This is a genomic window from Allokutzneria albata, from assembly GCF_900103775.1.
Lineage (GTDB): Bacteria > Actinomycetota > Actinomycetes > Mycobacteriales > Pseudonocardiaceae > Allokutzneria > Allokutzneria albata.
The window spans coordinates 5,994,346-6,009,335 of the sequence record NZ_LT629701.1 but is presented as its reverse complement, the minus strand read 5'-3'; the positions used below and the strand labels follow the sequence as shown (position 1 = coordinate 6,009,335).

Below are 14,990 nucleotides of genomic sequence, written 5' to 3'. Positions count from 1 at the left end.
CGCTAACCAACCAACCAGTTGGTAGTCAACCAACCAGTTGGTAGCGTTGGAGCATGTCGAGGGATCCCAAAGCCACCAAGGCCAGCCTGCTCGCCGCAGCGCGGGTGGAATTCGCAGCTCACGGGGCCGCCGGTGCACGCGTCGACCGCATCGCCGAGCGCGCGGGCGTGAGCAAGGAGCGCATCTACGGCTACTTCGGGAGCAAGGAGAAGCTCTTCGACGCCGTGCTGGACGAGGTGGTGGACGAGGTCCTGGAGTTCGTCGGCGCGCCGGGCAAGGACATCGGCGCGTACGTGCGGCGCGTGCACGACTTCCACCGGCAGCAGCCGGAGCTGGTGCGGCTGCTGGTCTGGGAGGGCATGCAGGGCGGCGGTTTCTGTCCCAACCGGCGCAGCCGGGTCGAGCACTACGTGCGCAAGAACCAGGCGATGGCCGACGCGCTCGGCCTGGAGACCGCCGAGGAGGCCGCGCCGTACCTGTTCATGTTCATGGCGATGTGCTCGTGGCCGGTGGTCGTGCCCCAGGTGGCCCGCCTCGTGCTCGGCGAGGACGTGGACACCGAGGACGGGCGTGACCGGCTGCGCAAGCACATCGGCGACTTCGCCCAAGCCGCCGTCAGTCACATACATGAACAACAATCACGAGTGTGACTCGGTTCGGTCGTAACCATTCCGTTAACCAGCGTCCCCGCCGTATGACGTAAGCCACTCAGCAATCCCGTGCGGATGCCGAGGGCAAGGGAGTCCGCCAGCTCCCGTCGTCGCCGAACGGCCCCCGGTGCCCTCGCGGTGCGCAGGCTTCGCGCACAACCCTGGGAGGTCTCATGGGGACCCTCGACTGGATCGTGGTCGGCGGGTACTTCTTCGTGATGGTCGGCATCGGCTGGTGGTCCCGCACGCGCATCAGGAACGTGCTGGACTTCTTCACCGCTGGCGGGCGAATGCCGTGGTGGCTCTCCGGTATCTCGCACCACATGTCCGGCTACAGCGCGGTCATGTTCGTGGCCTTCGCCAGCGAGGCGTACCGGCTCGGCCTGACCGTCTACGTGTGGTGGGCGCTGACCATCGGCGTCGGTGTCGGGATCGGTGCCTTCCTGTTCTCCGCGCGGTGGAACCGGCTGCGCTCCAAGCACGGCGTCGCCTCACCGCTGGAGTACCTGGCCACCCGCTACAACCTGCCCACCCAGCAGGTGATGGCGTGGGCGGGCACGCTGCTCAAGGTCGTGGACATCGCGGCGAAGTGGGCCGCGGTCGCCGTGCTGCTGCGCGGGTTCGCCGGGGTGCCGATCACCTGGGGCATCGTGATCGTGGGCGTGGTGACGATGATCTACTCGGTGATGGGCGGCCTGTGGGCCGACGCGCTCACCGACTTCGGCCAGTTCATCATCCAGGCCGCCGCGGGCATCGTCATGTTCGTCGCCGTCGCCGCGCACTTCGGCGGCATCCAGTTCATGTGGGAGATCTGGGGCCAGCTGCCCGCGGCCAACAGCGAACCGCTGCGCGAGCCCTACACCGCGACGTTCTTCATGGCGCTGTTCGTCATCAAGACCCTGGAGTACAACGGCGGCATGTGGAACCTGGCGCAGCGCTACATGGCCGCGCCGGACGGGGCCGCCGCCAAGCGCTCCGCGCTGCTGTCCAGCGTCCTGTGGCTGGTGTGGCCGCTGATCCTGTTCTTCCCGATGTGGGCGGCCCCGCTGATCGTGCCCGGGCTGGCCACCGCCGACGACGCCTACATCGAGCTCGGCAAGATCATGCTGCCCGCCGGGATGATCGGCCTGGTGCTCGCGGGCTTCTTCTCGCACACCATGGCCATGGTGTCCTCCGACGCCAACGTGATCTCCGCGGTGATCACCAGGGACATGCTGCCGCACCTGTGGAAGGGCGTGCGCGACCTGACCGCCGAGAAACAGCTGCGGCTGGCGCGGATCACCACGTTCGTCTTCATCGGGGCGAGCATGCTGATCGCCGTCACCTCCGGCGGCCAGGGCTGGGTGCTCAAGATCGTCGTGGACCTGGTCGCGGCGACGATGGGGCCGATCGCGGTGCCGCTGATGCTCGGCCTGCTCCCGTGGTTCCGCAGGATGGGGCCGTCCGCGGCGATCGCCTCGGTGGTCGGCGGGCTCGGGGTCTGGGCCTTCCTCTACATCAGCCAGCAGAGCGGGGTCTCGGTCGACAAGGAGGCGCTGGTCGCCTTCCCGCTGCTGACCTCGCTCGTCCTCTACATCGCGGTCGGGCTGCTGCGCCCGGAGCGCGAGGCGAGGCGGGACGAGCTGATCGACTCGCTGTCCACCGACGAGGTCGCCGAACCGAAGCCCGTCAGGACCTCCTGACCAGGCGGCCCCGGGCGCTCACCCCGCCCGGGGCCGTTTGTCCGGACCGGTGGCCATGGACGATGATGGGCCCGTGGCTCTTTCGGAGATCTCAATGGACCCCGACGTGCTCCAGGGCGTCCCGGTGGTGACGGGCACGACGATCTCGGTGTCCTCGATCGTCGCGCTGGTCTGCCAGGGGCTGAGCGAGCAGGAGATCATCCAGCGGCACCCGGAACTCACCCCGGCCGACATCGTCGCCTGCGTGGAGTTCCAGCACGCGGGCTCGCGCTGATCAGCGCCTGAGCACGCGCGCGGCGAGCTTGTCGCCGGAACCCACCATCGCCTGCAGGGGCTTGGTCAGCACCGACAGCAGCACGGCCATCCTCGGCTTCCCGAAGCTCCGGGCGATCTTGGGCCCGAGCGCACCCATGACGGCGACGAGGGCGGGCAACGGCCGCAGCCACATGGTGAGCTCGACGATGCGCCCCTCGTCGTCCAGCCGCACCAGCGCGCACTCCTCGACCGTCGTGCCGCCGACCCGTCCCCGGTAGAACAGCGCGCGCTGCCGGTCGTCGCCGATGTCGGTGTGGAAGCGGATGCCCTGGATGCTGGTGAAGGCCGCCTCGAACACGACGCGGACGTCCTCGCGCCCGGTGAAGCGACCGCGGTCGGTCAGCGGTGACCGCAGCACGACGTCCTCGGACATCGTGGACAGCACCAGCTCGACGTCGCCTGCCTCGGTGGCGCGCCGGAACGTCTCGGTTGTTCCCGTGCTCATGTCGGTGCACTCCTCGTCGTCGATGCCAAGCCCCGCCACAGCAGGTCGCGGGCGAGCAGCACGATCTGCTCGCGGTTCATGTCGCGGTTGCGCCACCACCAGGCGGCCAGGGCGTTGACCGCCCACTTCGAGGTCTCGGCCAGCACCTCGTCGGCCCGCGAGCGCTCCAGGTCCACCGAGAGCGAGAGTTCGGGGATGCGGTGGAACAGCTCGGCGAGCCGCCTGCTGGCCAGCTCCTGCCCGCGCCGGTGCGCCTCGGCCACCTCGGCGTCCCCCGGCGAGTCCAGGAAGATCATCCGCCAGGCGTGCTCGTTGTCCTCGATCCACGCGAAGATCGCGTCGAGGGACCGGGTGACCAGCTGTTCCGGGGTCTCGGCCGGCTCCTGCGCCGACCAGTGCCCGATGAAGGCGGTCGCCTGCGCTTCCAGCAGGTGCGCGTAGAGCCCGGCCTTCGACGGGAAGTGGTCGTAGAGCACCGGTGTGCTGATCCCCGCGGCCTTCGCGACCGCGCGCATGGACGCCTTGTCGTAACCGTTGACGGCGAAGACCTCCGTCGCGGCGCTCACGATGAGCGCGCGGCGGTCCTCCGGGCGGAGGCGCTTCCTCGGGGTGGGCCCCGTGTTACCTGACATTGGTTAGGTAGCTTACCCGCTTACCTGACGTCTGTCAGGTAGGCCGCCCACATCAAGCATTTGCCGCCTGACAAGCCTTGATGTGCATCGCCCGATTGGGCAAAGTGTGGCTCGACGTGTTGACGGCGGGTAGTCGGGGCAGGACAGAGCATGAGGCGGCGGCAGTCATGACACTCACCCCGGAAGAGATCCGTACCGCGGCGTTCGCGAAACCACCGCGCGGCGAACGGGGCTATTCCGACGACGCGGTCGACGCCTTTCTCGACCGGGTCGAGGCCACCCTCCTCGGCAAGGACAAGCTCACCCCGAAGGACATCCTCGAGGTCCGCTTCCCGCCCGCCCGCTGGCGCCGCCGCGGTTACGACGAGGACCAGGTGGACGACTTCCTCGACCGCGCGGTGGCCACGCTCAGGGCGATGACGGGCGACGACGCGGTCCAGGAGAGGCCCGCCGCGACCCGCATCCGCGCCGCCGACGTCGGGAAGGTGGTCTTCAAGAAGCCGGGGCGCGGCAAGGCGGGCTACGACGACGAAGAGGTCGACGCCTTCCTCGACCGGATCGAGGCGACCCTGCTCGGCGACGACTCGCTGACCCCGCAGAAGATCCGCGCGGCCCGGTTCAAGACCGCCAAGCGCCGCGGCGACGCCTACGACGAGGACGAGGTCGACGCCTTCCTCGAGCGCGTCGCCAAGCAGCTGGAGGACGACGAGCTGGCCGACCGCCCGACCGAGATCACCGAGCGCAAGGCGCCCCCGGTCCGCGACAAGATCCGCGAGCAGGCGTTCCGCCCGCCGGTGCCCGGTGGCCGGGGCTACGACGAGAAGCAGGTCGAAGCGTTCCTGGCGCGCATCGAGGCGACCATGCGCGGCAAGGACACCATCACCCCCCAGCAGGTGGCCGACATCCGCTTCACCCCGCCGCGACGGGGCAAACCCGGCTACGACGCGGACGGCGTCGACGCGCTGCTGGACCGCCTCGCGCTCTCGCTGACCCAGCTGCCGCCGCGCAGCAAGCCCAAGCCGATGCCGATGCTCACCGCGGAGGACGTCCGCAAGGTCGCCTTCCACCGCCCGCGGCCCGGCGAGCTGGGCTACGACGAGATCGAGGTGGACCAGTTCCTCGACCGGGTCGAGGCGACGCTGCAGGGCGAGGACCGCATCACCCTCAAGGACGTGCAGCACGTCCGCTTCCACTCGCCCGCGCCGGGCCACGGCGGTTACGACAACGGCGAGGTGGACGCGTTCCTGGACCTGCTGGAGGTCCGCTGGAGCGGCGCGATGCCGACCGAGCGCCTCCGCCCGGTGCCCCGCATGCCTCCGCGGACGGCTCCGCGGGCGCAGCACTCGGGTTTCTTCCCGGCCCCTCCTGCCCGGCACTAGATCCTTGTCGGGGACAGGCCCCGAGTAATCGCTCGGGGCCTGTCCCGATTAGCTGGTTGTCGCTGTCCCATTATTCTGGGAACGGGTTTCCGGTATGCCGGGATCAATTGCACATAGGGGTGCCCATGACGTTGTTCCAACTGGCGCAACCCTGGCTGTGGCCGTACCAGAAGTGACCGAACTCGTGCGCGGCGAGAACACCGGGGCTCCCGGTGCCGTTCGGCATGAGGGCGATCGCCGTTCCGCCGTAGTTGCAGCCGACCGCGCGCGGGACCCCGCAGTTGGTGATGTAGCTGGTCTGGCACCGGACCGGGACGCCGCCCGCCCGCTCGACCAGCCGGGAGCCGCCCCAGTAGCCGGCGCCCTGGCGGATCACGCTCGCCCACGGGGAACAGCTGGAGCTCATGCTCCACGCGATGGGCGCGGCGTCGGGGGAGAACTTCACCACGGGCTCGGTGTCCAGCTCGACCGGGGGCTGCTCCCCGGCCGCCACCTGGGCGTGCAGCACCGGGGTGGCGTCGGCGGCCGGGGCGTCGGAAATGCCGAGCATCGAGGCGACCAGGACAGGCAGAGCTGCCAAGACAAGTCTTCTCATTGACGTGTCCTTTAAACGCAGGGATATTCAGGACGCAGGGGACGTCTGAATGGAACGTAAAGCTCTTGGCTGTACCTGGAAAGACGGTGAACGTCGTAGCGAGATAGCGCTTTCAGTCGCCCTTCGAAAGTACTGGCTGCTTTCGGGTGGGCCTTTGAGGAAGGGGAACACGAATGAGGGCACGTTCAGTGGTGGGCACCCTGCTCGCCGTCGCCGTTGTCTTCGGCGCGGCCCTGCCCGCCACCGCGGCACCGAAGCCGGCCGACGAGGTCACTCCGATGATCGTCGGCGGCAGCCCCGCGAGTGAGACCTACGGCTTCATGGCCTCGATGCAGAGTCGGAACGGGGGCGCGCACCGCTGCGGCGCCTCCCTGATCAGGCCGCAGTGGCTGCTCACCGCCGCGCACTGCGTCGCCAACACCAACCCGGCGGACTTCCAGTTCCGCATCGGCTCGACCAACCGCACCTCCGGTGGAGAGGTGGCCGTCGCGGACCGCTTCGTCGTCCACCCCGAGTTCAGCCAGGTCTTCCTGATCCGCAACGACATCGCGCTGGTGCACCTGAGCAAGCCCGCGGCGGCGCAACCCATCGCGATCGCCTCGGCCTCACCGCCGGTCGGCACCGCGACCAGGCTCCTGGGCTGGGGCCTGATGTGCCCGACCCGGAGCTGCGGCGACGCCCCGACCACCCTGCAGCAGCTGGACACCTCGGTGATCGCGGACTCCAGGTGCTTCGCCATCGACGGGCCGAAGGAGCTGTGCACCGGCAACCCCGGCGGGAACAAGGGGGCGTGCTTCGGTGACTCCGGCGGCCCGCAGCTGGTGAAGGCGGCCGGGCGGTGGCAGCTGGCAGGCGCCACCAGCAGGCTCGGCGGCACCGTGGCCACGTGCGCCGTCGACCCGTCCATCTACGTCGACGACACCGCCCACCAGAGCTGGATCAGGCAGCACGTCGGCGCCTGACCACCCCGGAATTGACGAAGGCCCAGGTGCTCTGACCTGGGCCTTCGTCCTGAAGAGCGGGTGACGGGAATCGAACCCGCGTCTACAGCTTGGGAAGCTGTCGTTCTACCATTGAACTACACCCGCAGTTGCGATCACGAGCATACACAGACGGGCCCCCGGGCGGGAGAGAGGGTCCGGCTAGGCTGGCGACGTGCTCCTCAGTGACCGGGACCTGCGCAAGGAGGTCGAGGCTGGCCGCCTCGGGCTCGACCCCTTCGACGCCGACATGATCCAGCCGTCCAGCATCGACGTGCGCCTGGACCGGTTCTTCCGGGTCTTCGACAACACGAAGTACACCCACATCGATCCGGCCCTGCAGCAGGACGAGCTGACCTCGCTGGTGGAGAAGGCCGACGAGGACGAGCCGTTCGTGCTGCACCCCGGGGAGTTCGTGCTGGGCTCCACCTTCGAGCTGGTGACGCTGCCCGACGACCTTGCCGGTCGGCTCGAGGGCAAGTCCTCGCTGGGCAGGCTCGGGCTGCTGACGCACTCCACCGCCGGGTTCATCGATCCCGGGTTCACCGGCCACATCACTCTCGAACTGTCCAATGTGGCCAATCTGCCGATCACGCTGTGGCCGGGGATGAAGATCGGCCAGTTGTGCCTGTTCCGGCTGAGCAGCCCGGCGGAGAACCCCTACGGCTCCGGCGCGATGGGCTCGCGGTACCAGGGCCAGCGCGGGCCGACGCAGTCGCGGGCGTACCTGAACTTCCACCGGGTGGACACGCGCAGGTGAGCCGACCCCGCCCGGCGGGATGATCGCGATCGGGCCAGACTGGGCGGCGTGCTCGTCCCGTTCCCCCGCAGCGAACCGGCCAACCCGGCTCTTGAAGTGGTCAAGGAAGGCAGTCCCACCACGCCCGGCGAGATGGCCACGTTCACCGTGACCGTCCGCAACACCGGCGACGTCCCGCTCACCGAGGTCTCGGTCGACGACGACGAGGACGCGGTGTGCGGCAACACTTTCGCCGAGCCCCTGCCCCCGGGGGCGGAGCGCAAGTACACCTGCAACGCGGTCGTCGAGGACTACAGCCCGCCGGGCACGGTCACGGCGACGGCGGTGGACCCGCAGCACAATCCCGTCCGCGCCACCTACGACACCAAGGGCATCGTGCACCGGCCGCAGGTCGAGACGATCGCACCGCACCCGGGAGCACAGCCCGACGTGCTCGCCTCCGCCGGAGTGGAGCTGGAACCCTTGCCGCTGCTGGGAATCGGCATGGTCCTGGTCGGGGCGCTGCTGGTGGCGATCAGTCCGTACCGAAACGGCGGGCAAGATCGCCGTAGCGAGCCAGCACCCGCGCCCGCAGTTCCGGATCCGACCGCGGCACCGGCTCCAGGAAGATCTCGTCCAGCTCGCTGATCCCGGCGCGCAGCTCCGCGTCGATGCGCACGCAGGCCCGCTCCAGCTCGGCCGCGGACAGCGTGTCGACGAAGTCCACCTTGGCGCACAGCAACACCTGGTCGGTGCCGGTGAGCATGGTCAGCAGGTCGGCGACCGCCTCCACCTCCGGCTGGGCCAGCAGCGTGGCGTGGGCTTCGCGCACGAGCCGCACGTCGGCCTGGCGGCCGATCAGCAGCGCCTTGTTGCTGCGCCCCAGGACGTAGGCGACCACCACGAGCAGGACGCCGATCAGCAGCGAGGCGACGCCGTCCCACACCGCGGAGCCGGTGAGGTCGTGCAGTCCCACCCCGGCGAAGGCGATGATCAGGCCGATGAGCGCCGCGGTGTCCTCGAGGAACACCGTCTTCACGGTCGGGTCGTCGGAGACCTTCAGATACTGGGTGAAGGACCGCTCGTCCTCCCTGGCGTCCTTGCGGACCTGGCGCACGGCCTGTGTCCACGACACCAGCTCCATGGCGAAAGCCAAGCCCAGCACGAGGTACCCGACCCACGCGTCGGTCTGCTCGGTGTCCTCGCCGGCCAAGGTTTCGAAGCCCTCGATGAACGCGAACAGCGCGCCGGACACGAAGATCGACACGGCGGCGAGCAGCGACCAGAAGTAGCGCTCCTTGCCGTAGCCGAACGGATGTCTGCGGTCGGCGGGCCGCCCCGACCGGCGCAGTGCGGTCAGCAGCAGGCCCTCCGTGAAGGTGTCGGCGACCGAGTGCGCTGCCTCGGCCAGCAACGCCGCCGATCCGGTCACCACCCCGGCGAACGCCTTCATCACGCCGATACCGAAGTTCACCGCCAGCGCGACGAGCACGGTGAAGGTGCTCTCGCCGCCGTTCTCCCGCTGCTGTGCCTCAGCCACTCCGAAACCGTAGAGCGCGACGCCCGCCCCCACACCCCGAGCGCCGACGCACTGAATGACTCATTCGGTGCGCAAGCGTCGTGGTCGGGGACGTGCGTCAGAGCGCGGCGACCTGGCCTTGGGCCGCGCGCAGCGCGATGTCGGTGCGGTGGTGCGAGCCGGTCAGGTGCACCTTCGCGATCTTGCGGTAGGCGTCGTCGCGGGCCGCGTCGAGGTCGTCGCCGAGCCCGACGACGGACAGCACGCGCCCGCCCGCCGAGACCACGGCGCCGTCGTCGCGCCTGCGGGTGCCCGCGTGCAGCACGCCGTCGACCTCGCTGCCGGTGATCACGTCACCGGTGCGCGGGCGGCCGGGGTAGCCCTCGGCGGCGACGACCACGGTGACGGCGGAGCCCTCGGCCCAGTCCAGCGGGGGTTGTTCGGCCAGCGTCCCGTTGGCCACCGCGAGCAGCAGCCCGGCGAGCGGGGTGCGCAGCAGCGCCAGCACCGCCTGGGTCTCCGGGTCACCGAAGCGGCAGTTGAACTCCACGACCTGGACGCCCTCGCTGGTCAGCGCGAGCCCGGCGTAGAGCAGGCCGGAGAACGGCGTGCCGCGGCGGGCCAGTTCGGCGACCACCGGGCGCACGACGCGGTCCATGATCTCGTCGACCAGGCCCTCCGGCGCCCACGGCAGCGGCGCGTAGGCGCCCATGCCGCCGGTGTTCGGGCCGGAGTCGCCGTCGCCGACGCGCTTGAAGTCCTGCGCGGGCAGCAGCGGCACCGCGGTCGTCCCGTCGACGAGGCAGAACAGCGAGACCTCTGGACCGTCCAAAAAGGACTCAAGCAGCACCGGGTGGCCGTCGTCGAGCAGTCGCATGGCGTGCGCCCGCGCCGCGTCGAAGTCGGCGGTGACGACAACGCCCTTGCCCGCGGCGAGTCCGTCGTCCTTCACCACCCAGGTGGGGCCGAACCGGCCCAGCGCGGCGTCGAGGCGCGCGGGGTTGTCCACGACCTCGCTGCGCGCCGTCGGCACCCCGGCGGCGGTCATGACGTCCTTGGCGAATGCCTTGGACCCTTCGATCCGGGCGGCCGCCTTCGTCGGGCCGAAGCACGGGATCCCCGCCTCGCGCAGGGCATCACCCACCCCGGCGACAAGCGGGCCCTCGGGGCCGATCGCCACCAGGTCCGCTCGCCATTCCCCGGCCAGCTTGGTGACCGCGGCCGGGTCGACAGCGTCGACGCCGTAGGTCTCGGCCAGCGCGGCGGTACCGGCGTTGCCGGGCGCGCAGGCCAGAGCGGTCACGCTCGGGTCGCGGGACAGTGCGAGGAGCAGGGCATGTTCGCGGGCACCTGCGCCGATTACGAGAACGCGCACGGAGAGCAACCCTAGATGCCCCGGCGCGCCGCGCGAAACTCGCGCTCGGGCACGCCGTGTCGTGCGAGGCGCGCGGCCGCCTCCACCGCGGTCCAACCGGAGATCTGCACCGACAGGTCGCACTCCCACCGCGAGTCCCTGCCGATGCCCTCCAGCTGCTCGGCCATGCGCGCGGGCAGCGGCCCGAGCCGGCCGACCGCCGGAACTGTCCACTGTGGACCAAAGAGTGGTCCGCCGGGCACCGCGGCCCGGTTCCGCCACGCGCCATCGGCGGAGCGATACACGATCCTGGCTGCGGTTTTCGCCGCCGCGCCGTCGAGCGCGATCGCCGCGCCCGCGAGGTGGCGGGCGCAGATGCCCGCGTGCAGCCCGGAATCCGATCCGCCGTTGCCGCGCAGCACTCCCGAGCTCGTCAGGTGGTCGGCGATGGCCGTGATCGTGCGCTCGGCGAGTTCACCCCAGCGCCGCTCCCCGGTCGCCGCGGCGAGCGAGACGCAGGCGCCGACGAGCAACCCCTGCGAGTGAGCCGATGTGACTTCCGACACGGCTTCCCCCGTTGCGCTGACGGACTCCGCGAGCAACCCCGTCTCCGGATCGGCCAACCGCTCCTCCAGCCACTCCACCGCCGCCCGCGCCCGCTGGAGGTCGGCACGGTCGCCGAGCTCCTCGGCCAGCCCGACGAAGAGCATCGCGAACGCCGCGTTGACCGCGGAGCCCTTCACAGCGCCGACTTTCGGGCCGCCGCGCACGGACCACACACCGCCGCCCGCGTGATCGGTCCACGCCGCGCGCAGCCGCGACGCGATCGCCACGAGCGCGGCGGACTTGGGCATGGCGGTCAGCCTTCTCGCTCGCATCAGCGCGAGCCCCATCAGCGCCAGCTCGTCGTGCCGCCCGGACACCCAGCCGTGCGGGTTGCGCAGCCGGATGCCGCGCACGAGCTTCACCACGGTCGCCTTGCGCGCGATGTCGTCCGTGCGCTCCGCCGCGTCCACGGCGCAGTCCAGCAACTGCGCCTGCCAGCCGTAGTGCCAGTGCGCGTGCAGCCGGTGCCCCGCCTCCGGGGGCCAGCGGGTCATGCCGAGCCGGGTTCCCGGCGTGCCCCAGACCTGGCGCAGGTGTCTGCCCACGATGGCGACCTCCGCCACCGCCGCCCGCGCGGCCCACAGTTCGGGCACCCCGTCGCCGGTCACGGCGTCATGGTCGCCCCTGAAGCAGGTGGAAGCGGGCCTTCGCCACGGTGCGGCACGCGATATCACCAGGCCGTGTCGAGATCCGCGTGCTCCCGGACCCACGCGTGCATGACGATGCCCGCCGCGACGCCCGCGTTGATCGACCGCGTCGAGCCGAACTGCGCGATGGACACCAGCAGCTCCGCCGCCTCCCGGGCCTCCTCGGACAGGCCGGGCCCCTCCTGGCCGAACAGCAGCACGCAGCGCTCGGGCAGCTCCGCACGCTCCAACCGCACCGAGCCGGGCGTGTTGTCCACCGCGACGAGCGCCAGGTCCTCGGCGCGGGCGAACTCGACGAGCCCGCCGACGTCCGGGTGGTGCAGCACGTGCTGGTACCGGTCGGTGACCATCGCGCCCCGCCGGTTCCACCGCTTCCGGCCGACGATGTGCACGGCCTTCGCCGCGAAGGCGTTGGCCGTGCGCACCACGGTCCCGATGTTGTGGTCGTGCTGGAAGTTCTCGATCGCCACGTGGAAGGGGTGCCTGCGGGTGTCCAGGTCCGCGACGACCGCCTCGCGCTTCCAGTAGCGGTAGGCGTCCACCACGTTGCGCCGGTCGCCCTCGGCGAGCAGCTCGGGGTCCCAGTGCTCACCGGCGGGCGGCGGACCTTCCCACGGGCCGACGCCGACCGGCTCCGCACCCCATTCGGTGGGGCCGGGTTCGGACACGGCGCTACAGGCCCAGATCCGCGAGCCCGAGCAGTGACCGGTACGGCAGCCCCTCGGCCTCGATCGCCTCCCGCGCACCGGTGTCGCGGTCGACCACCGTCGCGACGCCGATCACCTCGGCACCGACCTCGCGCAGCGACGCGACAGCGGTCAGCACGCTGCCGCCGGTGGTCGAGGTGTCCTCCACCGCGAGCACGCGGCGCCCGGTCACGTCGGGGCCCTCGACGAGGCGCTGCAGGCCGTGCGCCTTGGACGCCTTGCGCACCACGAACGCGTCCAGGTCGCGCTCGGCGGCGTGCAGCATCGCGCAGGCGACCGGGTCGGCACCCATGGTCAGCCCGCCGACCGCGGAGAAGTCCCAGTCCGCGGTGAGCTGGCCGAGCAGCTTGCCGATCAGCGGGGCCGCGGTGCGGTGCAGCGTGGCGCGGCGCAGGTCGACGTAGTAGTCGGCCTCGGCACCGGAGGAGAGCACGACCTTGCCGTGCACGACGGCGAGCTCGCTGACCAGCTTGGCGAGTTCGGCCTTGGCGGTGGGATCCACTTCGACGGTCACGAGCGGTTAGCTTCGCACGTCAGGTCCGCGCGGGCTTCGAGCGGTTGCCGGTCTTGGGCCCCTCGCCCGGTTCGACGCCCAGGTTGCTGATCATCTTCTTCAGGCACTCGATCATGAACGCGTAGTCGTCCTCGGAGATGCCGTCCAGCGACTGCCTGCGCACGCCGCTGATCACCAGCGCCAGCTTGAGCTGCCCGGCGCGGCCCAGCTCGGTCAGCGTCTGGCGCACCACCCCGGAGCGCGGGTCCACCTCGGGAGCCAGCCAGCCGCGGGCGCACAGATCGCTGATGATCTCGTCGAGCGCGTGGTCGGAGAGGCTGCGCAGCGAGGCGTGCAGCTGGTCCCGCGTCGCCCCGGCGGGGGTCTCGCGGACCAGGCACAGCACCAGCCAGTGCTGCCTGCTGACCCCGGCCTCGCGCAACCGCTTGTCGATCGTGCTGTTCAGCACCTCGCCGGTGCGCTTGATCCAGTAGCCGATGGGCTGCCGGCGAATCTCTCCCGCGTAGTCCACCGCCGCCCCTTCGCTCGCGCCGATCATGGGCACCCTAGGACGTTTCGGCGAGGAGCACACCGCCGAAGCAGGAAATCGGTGAGGCTTTCACCGCTTCAGTCGGCTGACACCCGCCCGGTTCATCACCATGCGCACCAGGAACCTGGGCAGCACGCGGCCGAATCCGATCGCGGCCTTGTAGTGCGCGCCCGGCACGGAGAGCACCCGGCCACGGCGGAGATCGCTGAGGCACTCGTGCACGACGCGCTCCGCCTCCAGCCACACCCACTTCGGCGCCTTCGACATGTCGATCGCGGCGCGCTGGTGGAACTCCGTGCGGGTGAAGCCGGGGCACAGCGCGACGACGCGGACGCCGGTGCCGGTCAGCGCCGCGGCCAGCCCCTCGGAGAACGAGGTCACCCACGCCTTGCTCGCCGCGTAGGTCGAACCGCGCTCGGGGAAGAACCCCGCCACGCTGGACACGTTGATCACCGCGCCGCGGCCGCGGGCCCGCATCCCCGGCAGCACCGCGTGGGTCAGCCGGAGCACCGCGGTGACGTTGACGTCCAACTGGGACTGCAGCTCCTCGATCGAGGCGTCCCAGAACTCCTTGCCCGTGCCGAACCCGGCGTTGTTGACCAGCAGGTCGATCGGGGCGTCGGGGTCGGCGAGCCGCAGCTCCACCATGCCGAGCTGCTTCTCGTCGGCCAGGTCGGCGGCCAGCACCTCGGCCCGGACGCCGTGCCGCTCCCGCAGCTCGTCGGCCAGCTTCTCCAGGCGATCACCGTTGCGGGCGACCAGCACGAGGTCGTGTCCCTCGGCGGCGAGTCGGCGGGCGAAGGCGGCTCCGATGCCCGCCGTGGGACCAGTCACCAGCGCAGTCGGCATAACCCGAGGCTAACGCCCTGCCCCAGGCCGCACACCACCCCTCGGGAAAACCCGCGCCCAGCCAGGTCGGCCGGTCTTGAGGACGGGCGAACCCCCGGTCAGTGCTCGGAGTGGTGGTGCGTGGAGGAGGGGCGGTAGACCTCGGCGTCCTCCGGCGGATGCGCGTTCGGGTCGGAGTCGAACGGGTCCACGAAGTCCGCGACCTCGCCCAGGTCCGACAGCAGCCGCTCCAGGCGGGCCGGATCCGCGTTGGGCGGCGCCGCGGCGAGCACCCAGGTGCCCTCCAGCCACACCACCATCACGTCGTCGCCGATCTCGTCGACGGCCTCGACGAACTCCGGGGTGATCAGCGGGTGGGCGACGGCCATGTCGGCGGTGAAGCCGTAGCGGTTGCCGACCGGGCCGTAGAGGTCCAGCTCGGCCTCGCGCTCGCGGGCGAAGGGCACGCTCGGCTCCCACAGCTCCAGCACCGTCGGCACGGAGCGGCGCAGCTTCACCGCGGCCAGCACCATGGTGACCTTGCTGCCCTGCTCGTGGTCCATGACCTGCACGAGCCTGCGGCCGTCCGCGGTGAACATCGAGCCGGTGACCACGTCGGTGGCCCCGCCGGACTTGGAGAAGGCGAGGCCGCCGTGCTGCCACTGCGTCAGCAGCGCGTGGTCGTTCTCGGCGAAGCGCCAACCACGCAGTGCCGCCCATCTGCGGCGCTCGCGGTTGCGTGCCGTGCGCTGCGCCCGATCTCCGGCGAGCAGCGCGAGACCCGCAACGGCCGCGACGACGGCGATGAGGAACCAGATCCACGCTGGAAAGCCCACACTGCGCAGCGTAGCGGTGAGATCGGCCACAAC

18 protein-coding genes and 1 tRNA gene are annotated in these 14,990 nt (G+C 70.7%); 7 read left to right on the top strand and 12 right to left on the bottom strand.

Going from position 1 to position 14,990, the window contains the following annotated elements; all coding sequences use genetic code 11:
* Positions 1–53: 53 nt before the first annotated feature.
* From BLT28_RS27270 to BLT28_RS27260, 3 genes are all read left to right on the top strand, one after another.
* Complete coding sequence (locus BLT28_RS27270) at positions 54–650, top strand: TetR/AcrR family transcriptional regulator (RefSeq protein WP_030429968.1); 597 nt, start codon at positions 54–56, stop codon at positions 648–650.
* A 173-nt stretch (positions 651–823) separates the two neighbouring features.
* A complete protein-coding gene (locus BLT28_RS27265; protein WP_030429969.1) occupies positions 824–2,332 on the top strand; it encodes a sodium:solute symporter family protein in 1,509 nt (502 codons plus the stop codon).
* A 73-nt stretch (positions 2,333–2,405) separates the two neighbouring features.
* On the top strand, positions 2,406–2,606 hold the full coding sequence (locus tag BLT28_RS27260) for a DUF433 domain-containing protein (RefSeq protein WP_162184851.1): 201 nt from the start codon (positions 2,406–2,408) through the stop codon (positions 2,604–2,606).
* Here the strand turns inward: BLT28_RS27260 and BLT28_RS27255 are convergent, their stop codons facing one another.
* On the bottom strand, positions 2,607–3,092 hold the full coding sequence (locus tag BLT28_RS27255; protein WP_030429971.1) for a nuclear transport factor 2 family protein: 486 nt from the start codon (positions 3,090–3,092) through the stop codon (positions 2,607–2,609).
* Positions 3,089–3,724 carry a TetR/AcrR family transcriptional regulator gene (locus tag BLT28_RS27250; protein ID WP_030429972.1) on the bottom strand — a complete coding sequence of 212 codons (636 nt, stop codon included), beginning with the start codon at positions 3,722–3,724 and terminating at the stop codon, positions 3,089–3,091. The genes BLT28_RS27255 and BLT28_RS27250 overlap by 4 nt, the downstream gene beginning before the upstream one ends.
* Positions 3,725–3,891: 167 nt before the next feature.
* Between BLT28_RS27250 and BLT28_RS42600 the strand changes: the two genes are divergently transcribed.
* Positions 3,892–5,103 carry a DivIVA domain-containing protein gene (locus tag BLT28_RS42600; protein ID WP_052407384.1) on the top strand — a complete coding sequence of 404 codons (1,212 nt, stop codon included), beginning with the start codon at positions 3,892–3,894 and terminating at the stop codon, positions 5,101–5,103.
* Between the two features lie 103 nt (positions 5,104–5,206).
* Here the strand turns inward: BLT28_RS42600 and BLT28_RS27225 are convergent, their stop codons facing one another.
* Complete coding sequence (locus BLT28_RS27225) at positions 5,207–5,698, bottom strand: hypothetical protein (protein WP_030429973.1); 492 nt, start codon at positions 5,696–5,698, stop codon at positions 5,207–5,209.
* A gap of 173 nt (positions 5,699–5,871) precedes the next feature.
* On the opposite strand from BLT28_RS27225, the gene BLT28_RS27220 reads away from it, so the two are divergent.
* Complete coding sequence (locus tag BLT28_RS27220; protein WP_030429974.1) at positions 5,872–6,660, top strand: S1 family peptidase; 789 nt, start codon at positions 5,872–5,874, stop codon at positions 6,658–6,660.
* Between the two features lie 55 nt (positions 6,661–6,715).
* Here BLT28_RS27220 and BLT28_RS27215 read toward each other — a convergent pair.
* Positions 6,716–6,786 (bottom strand) — tRNA-Gly (locus BLT28_RS27215).
* A gap of 67 nt (positions 6,787–6,853) precedes the next feature.
* Here BLT28_RS27215 and dcd point away from each other — a divergent pair.
* Positions 6,854–7,438, top strand: coding sequence for a dCTP deaminase (dcd, locus tag BLT28_RS27210; protein WP_030429975.1), 585 nt, complete (start codon positions 6,854–6,856; stop codon positions 7,436–7,438).
* Positions 7,439–7,486: 48 nt separating this feature from the next.
* Entirely contained in the window at positions 7,487–8,065 is a 579-nt protein-coding gene (locus BLT28_RS27205; RefSeq protein ID WP_030429976.1) for a DUF7507 domain-containing protein, read from the top strand.
* Here the strand turns inward: BLT28_RS27205 and BLT28_RS27200 are convergent.
* The 8 genes from BLT28_RS27200 to BLT28_RS27165 form a co-directional block, all read right to left on the bottom strand.
* Complete coding sequence (locus BLT28_RS27200; RefSeq protein ID WP_030429977.1) at positions 7,953–8,957, bottom strand: cation diffusion facilitator family transporter; 1,005 nt, start codon at positions 8,955–8,957, stop codon at positions 7,953–7,955. The genes BLT28_RS27205 and BLT28_RS27200 overlap by 113 nt on opposite strands.
* A 97-nt stretch (positions 8,958–9,054) precedes the next feature.
* The gene (purD, locus tag BLT28_RS27195) at positions 9,055–10,311 is read right to left on the bottom strand and encodes a phosphoribosylamine--glycine ligase (RefSeq protein WP_030429978.1); all 1,257 of its coding nucleotides are present in this window, start codon (positions 10,309–10,311) and stop codon (positions 9,055–9,057) included.
* An 11-nt stretch (positions 10,312–10,322) separates the two neighbouring features.
* On the bottom strand, positions 10,323–11,504 hold the full coding sequence (locus BLT28_RS27190) for a glycoside hydrolase family 76 protein (RefSeq protein ID WP_052407387.1): 1,182 nt from the start codon (positions 11,502–11,504) through the stop codon (positions 10,323–10,325).
* Positions 11,505–11,566: 62 nt separating this feature from the next.
* Complete coding sequence (locus tag BLT28_RS27185) at positions 11,567–12,211, bottom strand: TrmH family RNA methyltransferase (RefSeq protein ID WP_043811745.1); 645 nt, start codon at positions 12,209–12,211, stop codon at positions 11,567–11,569.
* 4 nt (positions 12,212–12,215) lie between these two features.
* Positions 12,216–12,764: an orotate phosphoribosyltransferase gene (gene pyrE / locus BLT28_RS27180; protein ID WP_030429981.1), complete on the bottom strand. Its 549-nt coding sequence runs from the start codon at positions 12,762–12,764 to the stop codon at positions 12,216–12,218.
* Between the two features lie 19 nt (positions 12,765–12,783).
* The gene (locus BLT28_RS27175; RefSeq protein ID WP_030429982.1) at positions 12,784–13,302 is read right to left on the bottom strand and encodes a MarR family winged helix-turn-helix transcriptional regulator; all 519 of its coding nucleotides are present in this window, start codon (positions 13,300–13,302) and stop codon (positions 12,784–12,786) included.
* 60 nt (positions 13,303–13,362) lie between these two features.
* Positions 13,363–14,142 carry an SDR family NAD(P)-dependent oxidoreductase gene (locus BLT28_RS27170; RefSeq protein WP_030429983.1) on the bottom strand — a complete coding sequence of 260 codons (780 nt, stop codon included), beginning with the start codon at positions 14,140–14,142 and terminating at the stop codon, positions 13,363–13,365.
* Between the two features lie 98 nt (positions 14,143–14,240).
* Positions 14,241–14,957, bottom strand: a complete 717-nt coding sequence (locus BLT28_RS27165; protein WP_030429984.1) for a type III secretion system chaperone family protein — start codon at positions 14,955–14,957, stop codon at positions 14,241–14,243.
* Between the last annotated feature and the right edge of the window lie 33 nt (positions 14,958–14,990).

What these genes read in the sequence shown, in the direction of transcription:
- BLT28_RS27270 (WP_030429968.1), top strand. Translation starts at nt 54, where the DNA reads ATGTCGAGGGATCCCAAAGCCACCAAGGCCAGCCTGCTCGCCGCAGCG.
- BLT28_RS27265 (WP_030429969.1), top strand. Translation starts at nt 824, where the DNA reads ATGGGGACCCTCGACTGGATCGTGGTCGGCGGGTACTTCTTCGTGATG.
- BLT28_RS27255 (WP_030429971.1), bottom strand. Translation starts at nt 3,092, where the DNA reads ATGAGCACGGGAACAACCGAGACGTTCCGGCGCGCCACCGAGGCAGGC.
- BLT28_RS27250 (WP_030429972.1), bottom strand. Translation starts at nt 3,724, where the DNA reads ATGTCAGGTAACACGGGGCCCACCCCGAGGAAGCGCCTCCGCCCGGAG.
- BLT28_RS42600 (WP_052407384.1), top strand. Translation starts at nt 3,892, where the DNA reads ATGACACTCACCCCGGAAGAGATCCGTACCGCGGCGTTCGCGAAACCA.
- BLT28_RS27225 (WP_030429973.1), bottom strand. Translation starts at nt 5,698, where the DNA reads ATGAGAAGACTTGTCTTGGCAGCTCTGCCTGTCCTGGTCGCCTCGATG.
- BLT28_RS27220 (WP_030429974.1), top strand. Translation starts at nt 5,872, where the DNA reads ATGAGGGCACGTTCAGTGGTGGGCACCCTGCTCGCCGTCGCCGTTGTC.
- BLT28_RS27175 (WP_030429982.1), bottom strand. Translation starts at nt 13,302, where the DNA reads ATGATCGGCGCGAGCGAAGGGGCGGCGGTGGACTACGCGGGAGAGATT.
- BLT28_RS27170 (WP_030429983.1), bottom strand. Translation starts at nt 14,142, where the DNA reads ATGCCGACTGCGCTGGTGACTGGTCCCACGGCGGGCATCGGAGCCGCC.